This window comes from Rhizobacter sp. (assembly GCF_031412075.1).
Lineage (GTDB): Bacteria > Pseudomonadota > Gammaproteobacteria > Burkholderiales > Burkholderiaceae_C > Rhizobacter.
In genome coordinates this window covers 1-13,330 of record NZ_JANOCG010000444.1, presented here as the reverse complement: position 1 = coordinate 13,330, position 13,330 = coordinate 1, and the positions used below count along the sequence as shown (strand labels likewise).

General features: G+C 67.1%; 11 protein-coding genes and 1 pseudogene. 7 read left to right on the top strand and 5 right to left on the bottom strand.

Annotated features, from left to right (window positions below; translation table 11 throughout):
• The 4 genes from RMO40_RS16855 to RMO40_RS16840 all read left to right on the top strand — a co-directional run.
• Positions 1-1,048, top strand: a 1,048-nt coding sequence (locus RMO40_RS16855; RefSeq protein WP_309723920.1) for a radical SAM protein, incomplete at its 5' end; no start/stop codon positions are given.
• 99 nt (positions 1,049-1,147) lie between these two features.
• Positions 1,148-3,616: a circularly permuted type 2 ATP-grasp protein gene (locus RMO40_RS16850; RefSeq protein ID WP_309723918.1), complete on the top strand. Its 2,469-nt coding sequence runs from the start codon at positions 1,148-1,150 to the stop codon at positions 3,614-3,616.
• A gap of 4 nt (positions 3,617-3,620) precedes the next feature.
• Complete coding sequence (locus RMO40_RS16845) at positions 3,621-4,502, top strand: transglutaminase N-terminal domain-containing protein (protein ID WP_309723916.1); 882 nt, start codon at positions 3,621-3,623, stop codon at positions 4,500-4,502.
• Between the two features lie 175 nt (positions 4,503-4,677).
• Positions 4,678-4,872: a hypothetical protein gene (locus RMO40_RS16840; protein WP_309723914.1), complete on the top strand. Its 195-nt coding sequence runs from the start codon at positions 4,678-4,680 to the stop codon at positions 4,870-4,872.
• Positions 4,873-4,901: 29 nt separating this feature from the next.
• Here the strand turns inward: RMO40_RS16840 and mltB are convergent, their stop codons facing one another.
• From mltB to RMO40_RS16815, 5 genes and pseudogenes are all read right to left on the bottom strand, one after another.
• Positions 4,902-5,957: a lytic murein transglycosylase B gene (mltB, locus tag RMO40_RS16835; RefSeq protein WP_309723912.1), complete on the bottom strand. Its 1,056-nt coding sequence runs from the start codon at positions 5,955-5,957 to the stop codon at positions 4,902-4,904.
• A gap of 8 nt (positions 5,958-5,965) precedes the next feature.
• Entirely contained in the window at positions 5,966-6,844 is an 879-nt protein-coding gene (locus RMO40_RS16830; RefSeq protein WP_489660182.1) for a transglutaminase-like domain-containing protein, read from the bottom strand.
• Positions 6,845-7,063: 219 nt separating this feature from the next.
• A pseudogene (locus RMO40_RS16825) lies at positions 7,064-7,911 on the bottom strand (TgpA N-terminal domain-containing protein); the annotation flags it as partial.
• Between the two features lie 68 nt (positions 7,912-7,979).
• Positions 7,980-8,987 carry a DUF58 domain-containing protein gene (locus tag RMO40_RS16820; RefSeq protein WP_309723909.1) on the bottom strand — a complete coding sequence of 336 codons (1,008 nt, stop codon included), beginning with the start codon at positions 8,985-8,987 and terminating at the stop codon, positions 7,980-7,982.
• Positions 8,987-9,913 carry an AAA family ATPase gene (locus RMO40_RS16815; RefSeq protein ID WP_309723907.1) on the bottom strand — a complete coding sequence of 309 codons (927 nt, stop codon included), beginning with the start codon at positions 9,911-9,913 and terminating at the stop codon, positions 8,987-8,989. The genes RMO40_RS16820 and RMO40_RS16815 overlap by 1 nt, the downstream gene beginning before the upstream one ends.
• Before the next feature lie 37 nt (positions 9,914-9,950).
• Here RMO40_RS16815 and RMO40_RS16810 point away from each other — a divergent pair, with 37 nt between their 5' ends.
• From RMO40_RS16810 to RMO40_RS16800, 3 genes are all read left to right on the top strand, one after another.
• Complete coding sequence (locus tag RMO40_RS16810; RefSeq protein WP_309723905.1) at positions 9,951-10,886, top strand: histone deacetylase family protein; 936 nt, start codon at positions 9,951-9,953, stop codon at positions 10,884-10,886.
• A 16-nt stretch (positions 10,887-10,902) separates the two neighbouring features.
• Complete coding sequence (locus RMO40_RS16805) at positions 10,903-12,189, top strand: mechanosensitive ion channel domain-containing protein (protein ID WP_309723903.1); 1,287 nt, start codon at positions 10,903-10,905, stop codon at positions 12,187-12,189.
• A partial coding sequence (locus RMO40_RS16800) for a gamma-glutamyltransferase (protein ID WP_309723901.1) occupies positions 12,189-13,330 on the top strand: 1,142 nt, incomplete at its 3' end. The genes RMO40_RS16805 and RMO40_RS16800, both read left to right, overlap by 1 nt.

Here is a 13,330-nt window from a genome sequence, read left to right as displayed (position 1 = left end):
GCTGGAGCACCTGCAAGGCAAACGCTCACGCCAGCGCCTGGTGCGCACCTTCGTGCGGGAAGACGGCGCCGTGCGCTACATCAACTGGGTCGAACAAGACATCGCCTTCGCCGAGGTCGGCACCCCCACCTGGGACGGCCTGCCGCTCGACCGCTACCTCTCGCTGCTGGACATGCTCAACCCGATGAACCGGCTGTGGAGTGACGGGCGCTGGAACAAGCTCACCGTGGCCCATGGGTGTTACTGGAAGAAGTGCAGCTTCTGCGACGTGAGCCTCGACTACATCTCGCGCTACGAGGGCGCCTCGGCCGCGACGCTGGTCGACCGCATCGAGACCATCGTCAAGGAAACCGGGCAGACGGGTTTTCACTTCGTCGATGAAGCGGCGCCGCCCAAGGCGCTGAAGACGCTCTCGGCCGAGCTGATCCAGCGGCAGCTCGCCATCTCGTGGTGGGGCAACATCCGCTTCGAAAAATCGTTCAACCCCGAGCTGTGCCAGCTGATGGCCGACAGCGGCTGCATCGCCATCTCGGGCGGCCTCGAGGTGGCCTCCGACCGGCTGCTCGACCTGATGAAAAAGGGTGTGTCGGTCGAGCAGGTGGCGCGTGTCACCAAGGCCTTCAGCGACGCAGGCATCCTGGTGCACGCCTACCTGATGTATGGCTTCCCCACGCAGACGGTGCAAGACACGGTGGACGCGCTCGAATACGTGCGCCAGCTGTTCGAACAGGGCTGCATCCAGTCGGGTTTCTTTCACCGCTTCGCCTGCACCGTGCATTCACCCGTGGGCAAGAACCCCGAGGAGTACGGCGTGACCTTGCAGCCCTTGCCGCCGGTCTCTTTCGCCAAGAACGACATCGGCTTCATCGACCCCACCGGCACCGACCACGATGCACTCGGGGTGGGGCTGAAAAAGGCGCTCTACAACTTCATGCACGGCATCGGGCTGGAAGAAGACGTGCGCTCCTGGTTCGACTTTCCCGTACCCAAGACCAAGGTGCAGCGGCACCGCATCGCGAAGGCCTTGTCCTCGCTCCAGAGTGCCTAGGCTCGCGTATTGCTTTTGCCTGCCGGCGCGGGTGGTCGGCGGGCTCTGGGCTCCGATCCGCGAGAATCCGGCGGTGACTCCTTGCACCTTCCCCCGTCCATGCTGAGAAAGCTGCTCTCCGGCTACGCCGCGCCCGAAGACCGCTATGACGAGCTGCTCATGGCGCCTGGCGAACCGCGCCCGCACTGGGACGCGTTCCTGCGCTCGCTCGCCGAGCGCGAAGGCCCGGGCGTGGCCGACAGCCTCGCGCTGATGGAGCGGCAGATCCGCGAGAACGGCATCACCTACAACGTCTACGCCGACCCGAAAGGCGCCGACCGGCCCTGGGAAGTCGACCCGCTGCCGCTTCTGCTTTCGGCCAGCGAATGGGAAGACATCGAAGCCGGCATCGCCCAGCGCGCCGAGCTGCTCAACCTGGTGCTGGCCGACATCTACGGCGAGCAGAAGCTGCTCAAGAGCGGCGCGATCCCGCCCTCGGTGATCTTTGGCCACAGCGGCTTCCTGCACCAGGTTCAGGGCATTCGCCCGCCGAGTGGCGTGCACCTCTTCAACTACGCCGCCGACCTGGCGCGCTCGCCCGACGGTCGCTGGTGGGTGGTGAGCGACCGCACGCAGGCGCCCTCGGGCGCCGGTTACGCGCTGGAAAACCGCCTGGTGGTGTCGCGTGTGTTCCCGCAGCTGTTTCGCGAGCTGCACGTGCAGCACCTGGCTTCGTTTTTTTCCAACCTGCGCGAATCGCTATTGCGCTGGGCTCCCAAGGGCGACGGGCCACCGCTGATTGCGCTGCTCACGCCCGGGCCGTACAACGAAACCTATTTCGAGCACGCCTTGTTGGCGCGCTACCTTGGCTTCACCTTGGTCGAGGGCAGCGACCTCACCGTGCGCGATGGCCGCGTGTGGATGAAAACCGTCGAAGGCCTGAAGCGGGTGCATGCCATCCTGCGCCGGCAAGACGACGACTATTGCGACCCGCTGGAGCTGCGCTCCAACTCCGCACTCGGTGTCGCCGGCCTGACTGACTGCGCGCGCCGTGGCACGGTGATGCTGGCCAATGCGTTGGGCTCGGGCGTGCTGGAGTCGGGGGCGCTGCTCGGCTACCTGCCGAAGCTGAGCCAGCAGCTGCTCGGCGAGAAACTCTTGCTCCCCTCCGTGGCCACCTGGTGGCTGGGTGAGCCGGCGGCCTTCACCGACGCCTGGAAGCGGCTCGACAAGATCATCATCAAACCGCTGGATCGTTCGGCGCGTGAGCCCGCGGTGTTCGGCGCCGACCTGTCGGCTGACGAGCGTGTGCTGCTGAAGGCGCGTGTGGCGTCGCGGCCGCAGCGCTACGTGGCGCAAGAGTGGGTGCATGTGTCGCAGGCGCCGGTGCTGGAGCGCGGCCCTGAGCTGAGAGGCAACCACCTGAGCGCACGCACCGTCGGCCTGCGGGTGTTTGCGGTGGCCACGCCGAATGGCTACCGCGTGATGCCCGGCGGCCTGACCCGTGTGGCAGGCGACGGCGAGTCGCGTGTGATCGCCATGCAGCGCGGTGGCGGCTCCAAAGACACCTGGGTGCTGTCGGACGGGCCGGTGAACGCGTCGTTCTCTCTGCTCTCCAGCACCGTCTCGGCCGACGACCTCGTCACCGCGCGTGGCAACGTGCCCTCGCGCGCCGCGGAAAACCTGTTCTGGTTCGGCCGCTATGGCGAGCGCTGCGATGGCGCAGCGCGCTTGCTGCGTGTCGCCATTGCCAGCGTGCTGGGCAATGTGGACGCCAATGCCGACGATTTGTCCGATGGCCTGGTGCCGGTGCTCGCGCTGGCGCGGCGCCTCGGGCTGATCGATTCGTCCGACAACCCCGGCACCGAGTTGTTGCGTGCCGCCACCCATCCCGAAGAAGGGCTCAGCCAGCGGCTGCGCCAGTTGTCTCGTGTGGCGTTCAACATGCGCGACCGCATGTCGGCTGACAACTGGCGCACGCTCAACCGCTTGATTGCCGACCCGGTGTTCCAGCGTGGCAGCTCCCTGCCGCTGGCCCTGGGCTGGCTCGACCGCGCGGTGACGTCGATGATGACGCTGTCGGGCTACGTGCTCGACGGCATGACACGTGGCACCGGCTGGCGCTTCCTGTCGATCGGGCGGCGCATCGAGCGTTTGTCGAGCCTGTGCAACGCCTTGCAGGTGGCCACACAAGAAGGCCGTGCGGGTGGCCTGGAGTGGCTGCTGGAGCTGGCCGACTCGACCGTCACCTACCGCTCGCGTTACCTGGTGGCGCCGGAGTGGCTGCCGGTGCTCGACCTGCTGATGCGAGACGACACCAACCCGCGCTCGGTGGCGTTCCAGGTCAAGGGCCTGGTTGAATACGTCGACAAGCTGGAGCGCGCGCACGGGCGCTTCGCCGGCGCTGTGCTGGCGCCTGTCAGCGCCACGCTCTTGTCGCTGCGGGCCGAAGATCTGCACCCTGAGAGCGAAAAGCTGGCCGAGCTGCTGGCGCAGCTCCAGGATGCCGCACGAACCGTGTCGGACGAACTGACGCTCAAGTTCTTCTCGCACGCCGATTCGCGCAGCGTGTTGTCGCTGGTGGCCTGAAGCCATGACACGCGAGCGCTACACCGTCGAACACGAAACACGTTATGTGTACGCGGCGCCCGTGTCGCAGTCGTGGCAACTCGCCCGCCTGACGCCCCGCCAACTGCCGTGGCAGCGGCTGTTGTCGTGCTCGATCCAGATCGACCCGCCGCCCGACGAGCGCCACGAAGCACCTGACAGCTTCGGCAACAGCGTCACCCACTTCGGGCTGCATGGCGCGCACCGCATGCTGCGCGTGCGCATGCACTGCAGCGTGGAAGTGGCCGACCGCCTGCCGGTTGACGACGCTCCGGTCGTGGCCTGGGAAAGTGTGCGCGACACCGTGCGCCAGCAACCCGAGCTCGACGAGTTGATCCCCGCGCGCATGTGCGAGCCGACCCTGCTGGTGCCACTGTCCGAAGGCGCTCGCATGTATGCGCTGGAGTCGTTGAAGCCCGGGCGCAATTGGCTGGAAGCGGTGACCGAATTGATGCAGCGCATTCACGCCGACTTCGAGTTCGACCCAGGCGCCACCACCGTCAGCACCTCGGTCGACGAAGTGCTGTACCAGCGACGCGGCGTGTGCCAGGACTTCGCGCACCTGATGCTCGCCTGCCTGCGCGGCCACGGCCTGCCGGCGCGCTACGTGTCGGGTTACCTGCTCACCGACCCGCCCGAAGGCCAACCCCGGCTGATGGGGGTGGACGCTTCACATGCCTGGGTGGCGGCCTACTCGCCCGAGTGCGGCTGGGTCGAGTTCGACCCCACCAACGACCAGCTCGCCGACAGCCGCTACATCACGCTGGCATGGGGATCCGACTTTGCCGACGTGGTGCCGCTGCGAGGCGTGATCCTCGGCGGTGGCACGCAGGACATGGATGTCTCGGTCAGCGTGATCCCCGTTTGAAAAAGCGCCCATAAATCACACCCCCGGAAGGCAGGCCCTCGACCTGCGGGATTCCTTTGGGGGCCTGCTCGTTGCATTGTTCAACCCAACGGTGGGATGGTTTCGCCAACCCGGCATGCGCAGACTGTGCAGAGCCAAAACAAGGGAGCGAGCAATGGCAACAATGAGTTTTCAAATGAAAACGACCGATGGGTTCGATGTCAGCCGAGTGGGGGTAGCGCAGGCCGCCGAGCGAGCCGGCGTCGTCAGTTGGAGCGATTCCAGCTGGGAGCTGTTGCACGGGCTGGAAGTGGTCGAAGATTTGCCGCTCGACGCCTGGCCGCAAGACCCCCCCGCCGCGCCAGCGGGGCAACGACCCACCGACGCCTGAAGCGCGTTGCGAGGCCCGGATCCGTCGCCTCAGCGGTCGACCCGCTTGCGGATCAGCGCGATGGCCTCGCCGAGATCGATCACTGCCATGGCGTAGTAGCTCGACCAGTTGTAGCGGGTGATGGCGTAGAAGTTGGCCGTGCCGGCCACGTAGCTCGGTGCCGCGTCGCCGTTTTGCAGCTCGACCAGCGCCAGCGGTCCCGTGAACTCGCGCGCCGCCGCCGGCAGGCCCGCGCCCTTTTCGGCGAACTGCTGGGCGGTGAAGGTGGGCAGGATGTCAGGCCCTAGCAGCACCGCACGGTCGGCGGCTTCCACCGGCACGGCCACGTCGAAGCGCGTGGGCAAGCCACGCTGCCAGCCGAACTCGGCGAAGTAGTGCGCGATGCTGCCGATCACGTCCGCAGCGTTGGTGTGCAGGTCGACGCGACCGTCGCCGTCGAAGTCGACCGCGTACTTGTTCCAGCTGCTGGGCATGAACTGGCCCATGCCCATGGCGCCGGCATAACTTCCCTTGAGCTTGAGCGGGTCGGCGCCCTCGCTGCGGGCCAGCACGAAGAATTGCTCCAGCTCGCTGCGAAAGAAAGCGCTGCGGTCCTTGCGGCCGGTGGGGAAGTCGAACGACAAGGTGGCCAGCGCGTCGATCACGCGGAAATTGCCCATGTGGCGGCCGTAGATGGTTTCCACGCCGACCACGCCGACGATGATCTCGGGCGGCACGCCGTACATCTCTTCGGCGCGCTGCAGCCACTTTTCGTTGTCGCGCCAGAAGGCCATGCCGCTCTTGATGCGCAGTGGCTCGACGAAGCGCGAGCGGTAGGCAGCCCAATTCTTGGCCGTGCCGGTGGCCGGCGGCATGATGAATTTGGCCACGTTGGGCACGTAGCGGGCCTCTGCCAGCAGCGACTTCACCCAGCCGGCATCGAGGCCGTGGCGCTCGGCCAGCTCGGCGCCGAAACGCATCACGTCTTCACGCTGGCCGTAGGTGATCAGGTCGGGTGCGCTGTCGTCCTTGGCGGCCTCGGCGTGGGCCGCGGTCATCAACAAGGCGAGGGCGAAAGAACGCAGGAGAGGGGTGAACCGGGACATGGCTCGCATTATCGAGCCGGGGCTCTCGCCACACGCCTCAAATGGCGGGCTTCGCGAACCAGGTCGCGCAGCCAGCCGGAGGATGGCCGCTTGAGCGGCGCGCGGCCGTAGCGCTGCTGCTCCAGGGTTTGCAGCATGTGCGACAGCGCCTCACCTTGCGCGCCGAAGCGTTGCCGCACCTGCGCCGCCAGGGCGCGTGGTGGCTCGTGCGCCATGGCCTCCAGCCCCAGCGTGCGCAAGGCGCGGCGCAGCTTTTGGGCCTGGCGCTGCCAGGGGTCTTGCTGGTGCCGGTCCCACCAGGCCCAGGCGGCACCCACCAAGGCCAGGCCACTCAGGGTGAAGATCAGCAGAAAGGCCACGTCTTGCCAGCTGGGTGAGTTGTAGCCGAGCTTTTTCATGAGATCGAGCTGCTGGCCGCGCGCGTAGTTGAGCACCCACTGGTTCCAGCGGTTGTCGAGAGCTTCCCAGGCGGCACGCATTTGCGCCAGCAGCTGTGGGTTGACGCTCGCGATCGCGCCGGCCATGAAGCCTGGGTCGGGAGCCAGGTTGCGGCTGCGCACGATGCGGTCGGGCGCCACGGCAGCGGTGGGGTCGGCGCGGATCCAGCCCTTGCCCTCTTGCCAGTATTCGGCCCAGGCATGGGCTGAACTCTGGCGCACGATGTAGTAGCCGTCGACCGGAAAGGGGTCGGTGCCCTGGAAGCCGGTGACCACACGCGCGGGCACGCCGAGTGCCCGCATGATCACCACGAAGGCGGCGGCGAAGTGCTCGCAAAAGCCTTCCTTGCGATCGAGCCAGAACTCGTCGATGGCGCCCATCGGTTTGGCTTCGCCGTACACGCCCGGCTCCAGCGTGTAGGTGAAGCCGCCGGTGCGGATGTGCTGCATCACCGCCAGTGCCAAGGCCTGCGCGTCGGCGTTGGCGTAGCGCGGGTCGTCACCGAGCTGGCGTGCCCAGGCCAGCGTGCCAGGGTTGTAGCCCAGCGGCAGGGCCACGTTTTCCTTGAGCGGCAGCGCCCGCTGCAGGGGGCCATGCGCGAAGCCGATGTGAGCGGTGGCGCTGAAGCGCAAGCGCTCGTGAACGGGCCGGGTGACCTCCCACACCAGATCTTCGCGACGGTAGGTCTGAAGGCCATCGATGGCCCCGATCTCGGTCGTCACATCGAGCACGGGCAGCAGCGGCAAGCGCAGGGGCTCGAGGGTCACTTCGTAGCGCAGCGCAGGGCTGCTGAGTCGCAGCTCGGTCCTGGCGGGTGTGGATGAGGTGTAGCTCGGGTTCCATGTCTTTCCATCAAAACGCGCGAACACCGGGCCGCGGAAATACATCGCCTGGTCGGCGGCACAGCGCCTTCAAACTTGATGCGCATGGCGATACGGTCGTCTTGCGCGATCTGGGCCATCGTGCCCATGCACATGCTGTTGGACAGCCCGGTCTTGCCCCCTGCGTCTTGCGGCACTCTCCAGAGCGGCCCGATGCGTGGAAACAGCAGAAAGAGCATCACCATAATCGGTGCACCCAGCAAAGCGGTGCGCAGCGCAAGCGTGCCGGCCTTGCGCAGGCTGGGCTGGCCGACGGGCATGTGGGCCAGAACGAGCGCTGTCAACAGGCCCCATACCGATGCCAGCATGGCGGCCGCCACTGCGAGCGACTGCGAGAACAAGAAATGGGTGAGCACGAGAAAGAAGCCGAGGAAGAACACCACGAAGGCATCGCGCCGGGCGCGCAGCTCAAGGGTCTTGAGCCCCATCAGCACCACGGCCAGGGTCACGCCCGGCTCCTTGCCAAGCAAGGTCTTGAACGACCACAGGGTCAGCCCGGCTGCGAGCCCCAACACGACGACCAGCACCCAGCGTCTCGGCAAGGGCTTGTTGTTGAGCGCCAGGTAGGCCCGCCACACCAGAACCGCAGCCGTCAACACGCCGCACCACACCGGCACGTTGGACAGGTGAGGCATGACCGTCCAGGCGATGACCGCCAGCAGGAACAGCGTGTCTCTCGCCTCGCGCGGCAAATGACGCCAGTTCACTGCCATAACGCCAAGGCCTCCAGGCAGCGTTTGCGTTGTGCGTCGCCGTGGCCGGGCGCGATCTCGGTGCCGGGCAGGCGCAACCCGTGGTCGGCACTGGCGCGGTCGGCGGCCAGCACCCAGGTGGCGAGTCGCGACAGGCGGTCTTCGGGGGCCAGGCCGGCGCAGTGCGCCCAGTCGAGCCATAGCTCCTGGTGAACCGATGCACTGGTATCGCGGCTGACCAGCTCGCCGCCGGTTTCCAGGCTGCGGGCGGCCTTCTTCCATACCACCAGCTTCAAGGGGTCACCTCGCTTGTAGCCACGCACACCTTCGATCTCGCCGCCGTCGGTGCTGCGTCGTGCCGTCGGGCCGCCAGGCGTGGCGTGGGCTGGCGGCAGCGGGGCGGCCGGTTGTTCGAGCCGGGGATAGACCAGCACCTGCGCCTCGGGCCGCCAAACCGACCAGGCCCGAAACAGCCCGAGCGGGAAGCGTGTTTCGGCGCTGATGGCCGGCACCTCGTAGCGCCCGCGAGCGGTCGGCACGAAGCTCACCTGCGCATGGGCCTGCCCGCCCTCGGGTACGTCGGTCCAGCTCAGGGTGGCCGCGGGGGTCGCCTCCATGCGCAGGCCGATGCCATAACGCGCCTGGCCCGGGCTGGTGAGGGTGATGTCGAGAAGCGCCGAGGTGCCGGCGAACACCGCCACCGGCGGGCGCAGGTGCAGGGTGAGCCCGCGCAAGGTGTTGTGCGTGACGTGCATCGAGATGATGCCGCTGCCCGCCAGCAGAAAGGTCAGCACATAGCCGAGGTTGAGCTGGTAGTTGATCGACGCCACCAGCAGCACCATCAGCGTCAAGCCGAACATCAACCCGGCGCGGGTGGGCAGGATGTAGACGTTGCGCTGCGTCAGCAGCAGCGTATCGGTGCGCGGAAGGCGCGACTGCCACCAGGTGCGAAAGCGTTTGCGCACGCTGGCTGCCGGGTTGGGCCACCGGGCCGTCCATTGGCGCAAGGTCGTGTTCATCAAACCAGCGGCACCGCTTCCATCATCGCCCGCACCTGCTCGCGCGCACCACGCCCGGCCCCCGCCACGGGCACCAACCGGTGGGCCACCGTCTGCGCCAGGATGGCCTGCACGTCGTCGGGTGCCACGTAGTCGCGCTCATCGAGCAGGGCATGCGCCTTGGCGGCGCGCAGCACGGCAATGCCCGCGCGCGGGCTCAGGCCGTCGACAAACCAGGCGCCGCTGCGGGTGGCGGCGATCAGCGACTGCAAGTAGTCGAGCAAGGCGTCGGAGGCGTGCACCTTCAGCACCTCTTGCTGTGCGGCGACCAGGTCTTCCGGTGTCATCACGGCTTGCAGGCCGTGGATGGCTTCGCGCCGGTCGGTGCCGGCGAGCAGGGCACGTTCGCTGGCCTTGTCGGGGTAGCCGAGCGTGAGGCACATCAAGAAGCGGTCGAGCTGTGACTCGGGCAGCGGGTAGGTGCCGAGCTGATCCGTCGGGTTCTGCGTGGCGATGACGAAGAAAGGCCGGGGCAAGGCGCGGGTTTCACCCTCGACCGTGACCTGGTGTTCTTCCATCGCTTCGAGCAGCGCGCTCTGCGTCTTGGGCCCGGCGCGGTTGATCTCGTCGGCCAGCAGCACCTGGGCGAACACCGGGCCGGGGTGAAAGACAAACGCCTCCTTGCTGCGCTCGTAGACGCTCACCCCGATCAGGTCGGAGGGCATCAGGTCGGCGGTGAACTGGGTGCGCGAGAAGCGCAGGCCGAGCGACACCGCCAGCGCGTGTGCGAGTGTGGTCTTGCCGACACCCGGAACGTCTTCGATCAGCAGGTGGCCCCCCGCCAACAGGCAGGCCACGCAGTCGCGCACCTGCGGGCGTTTGCCCACGATGATCGTGCTAATCTGATCGGTCAAACGGGTGAGTTGTGACGCAAGGCTTGAGCTCATGTGAAGCACGATACCCGAAACCCTCGGCCCGAGCGTCATGTCCACAGCCTTCTACTCACACCCTGATTGCCATGCGCACGACATGGGCCACGGCCACCCCGAATGCCCGCAGCGGCTCGACGCCATCCATGACCACCTGATCGCGACCGGCCTCGACGTGGCACTCGAGCAGCGCGATGCACCGCTGGTCGACCTGCACGACGTGGAGCTGGCGCACAGCGCGGGTTACGTCTCCCAACTCAAAGACCGCCTTCAGCAGCTGGCCCTGACCGGCGAGTCACGCGCCTTCGACCCCGACACCAGCGCCAACGCCGGCACCTGGGCGGCAGCGCAGCGCGCTGCCGGTGCTGCTGTGGCGGCCACCGATGCGGTGATCGATGGCGACATCGACAACGCCTTCTGTTCCGTTCGCCCGCCGGGCCACCACGCCACGCGTGACGAGACCATGGGCTTCTGCTTCTTCAACAACGTGGCCATCGCGGCGCGCCATGCGCTCGATGTGCGCGGCCTGAAGCGTGTGGTCATCGTCGACTTCGACGTGCACCACGGCAACGGCACCGAAGACATCGTGGCCGGCGACGAACGCATCCTGATGGTGAGTTTTTTCCAGCACCCGCTCTACCCCTACAGCGGCGGCGTGCCCAAGGGCGAAAACATGATCAACCTGCCGATCCCGCCCTACACACGCGGTGGCGAGTTGCGCGAGATGATCGAAGCCATGTGGATGCCTCGGCTCGAATCCTTCAAGCCCCAGATGATCTTCATCTCGGCGGGTTTCGATGCCCACCGTGAAGACGACCTCGGCCAGCTCGGCCTGGTCGAGGCCGACTACGAATGGATCACCCGCCGCGTGAAAGACGTGGCCGACCGCCACGCCGGCGGGCGCATCGTGTCGTGCCTGGAGGGCGGTTATGCCCTCAACGCGCTCGCGCGCAGCGTGGCCACGCACCTGCGGGTGCTGGCCGGACTTTGATGCACAACACCGACGAATGAATTCAAGCTTCAACGCCAAAGAACTCCAAGAACTGCTGCGTAACCTGACCGGGCAGGGCGCTCTCACCGAAGCGGCCGTGCTGCTCGGCTGCCTCGGGCTCTCGTGGTTGATCTGCTTCCTGCTGCGCAAGGTGCTCACGGTCCAGGGCGCCGTGCTGTTTGGCCGCAGCGTGGTCGACGGGGTGTTGTTCCCGGTGTTCGCCTTGCTGCTGGCGCTGGTGGCGCGCGAGTTCCTGAAGGGATTGGTGCCCGTAGCGGTGTTCAAGGTGGCCATTCCCATCCTGACCTCGCTGGTGCTGATACGGCTCACGGTGCGGGTGCTGTCGGCAGCCTTTCCCGACAGCGCCTGGATGCGTGCCATCGAGCGCACCCTGTCGTGGGTCGCCTGGATCGTGGTGGTGCTGTGGGTCACCGGCGTGATGCCGGCGGTGCTGGAGCAGCTCGACGGCGTGCGCTGGAAGATTGGCAACGCGCAGATCTCGCTGCGCAACATGATCGAAGGCACGCTGACCGCGGCGGTGGTCATGGTGTTGGCGCTGTGGGTGTCGGCCGCGCTCGAGCGCAAGATCATCCACGGCACCGGCAACGATCTGTCGATGCGCAAGATGATCTCCAACATCGTGCGTGCGGTGCTGCTCTTTGTCGGGCTGCTGCTGGCGCTGTCGGCCGTGGGCATCGACCTCACCGCCTTGAGCGTGCTGGGCGGCGCGATCGGTGTTGGCGTGGGCTTCGGCCTGCAGAAGATCGCGGCCAACTACGTGAGTGGCTTTGTCATCCTGGCCGAGCGCTCGCTGCGCATCGGCGACATGGTCAAGGTCGACAACTTCGAGGGCCGCATCAGCGACATCCGCACCCGCTACACCGTGATCCGCGCGCTCAATGGACGTGAAGCCATCGTGCCCAATGAAATGCTGATCACGCAGCGGGTCGAGAACTCGTCGCTCGCCGACCCACGGGTGCTCATCACCAGCACGGTGCAGGTGGCTTACGGCACCGACGTGCAGGCGCTGCAGCCCAAGCTGGTGGCGGCCATCGGCGGAGTCGAACGGGTGATCGACGACCCCGCGCCAGCAGTTCAGCTCTCGGCCTTTGCAGCCGATGGCATGGACCTCTCGCTGCAGTTCTGGATCCGCGACCCCGAAAACGGGCAGGGCCAGGTGAAGTCGGAAGTCAACCTCGCGGTGCTGGGCGTGCTCAATGCCGAGGGCGTTGAAATCCCGTTCCCGCAGCGGGTGATGCACACACGGGCTTTGCCGGCCAAGGAAACCAAGGAAGAGGGCTGATGCCCCTGCGGCAGCTTCGCGCCGCGTGGTGGCTGGCCGCGCTGCTGTTGCTGGCTGGATGCGCCAGCCCGCTGCCGCAGCGCCACATGGTGGCTGCCGCTCACCCGCTGGCCACCGAGGCGGGCATGCAGATGCTCAGGGCCGGCGGCAGCGCCATCGACGCCGGCATCGCGGTGCAGCTGGTGCTGACGCTGGTGGAGCCGCAGTCGTCGGGCATTGGCGGTGGCGTGTTCATCGTGCACCACGACGGCAAGCGGGTGCAGACCATCGATGGCCGTGAAACGGCGCCCGCCGCGGCCACACCCGATCTCTTCATGAAAGACGGTCGGCCCATGGGCTTCATGGAGGGCGTGGTGGGCGGCCGTTCGGTCGGGGTGCCGGGCACCTTGCGTGCGCTGGAGCTGGCGCACCGCCAGCATGGCAAGCTGCCCTGGAAGGCGCTGTTCCAACCGGCGATTCGCCTGGCCGAAGAGGGGTTCGCGATCAGCCCCCGACTGGCCAACTTTTTGCGCGACCCAGCGATTGCCGACTCGTTGAAACAAGATGCGCAGGCCCGCGCCTATTTCTACGAAGCTGATGGCAGCCCGCGCGCCGCCGCAAGCACACTGCGCAACCCCGCGCTCGCCACCTTGTTGCGCGATGTGGCTGAGCGTGGGCCGGTGGCTTTGCACGAAGGCGCCGTCGCGCGCGACCTCGTGGCCAAGGTGCGAGGCCATGCCAGCAACCCAGGCGCGATCACCGAGGCCGACGTGGCGGGCTACCGCGCCAAGGCGCGCGATCCGCTGTGCTTCGATCACCGCATCTGGCGCGTGTGTGGCATGGCACCGCCGTCATCCGGCACGCTGGCGCTAGGGCAGGTGCTGGGGATGTTGGCAAAGCACGACCTGGCGGCCTGGCCGCCCGTGGGCCGGGCGCTCGACCCGCGTGCAGTTCATTTGCTGACCGAGGCCTATCGGCTGGCTTATGCCGACCGCGACCGTTATGTCGCCGACCCCGATTTCGTGCCCCTGCCGGGCGGTGGGCCCGATGCCTTGTTGGGCCCCGTCTACCTCGCGCAACGAGGCGACCTGATCGGCGAGCGCAGCATGGGCAAGGCCGCGCCGGGCCAGCCGCTGCCGGGGTCGGTCGTACTGGCCGATGA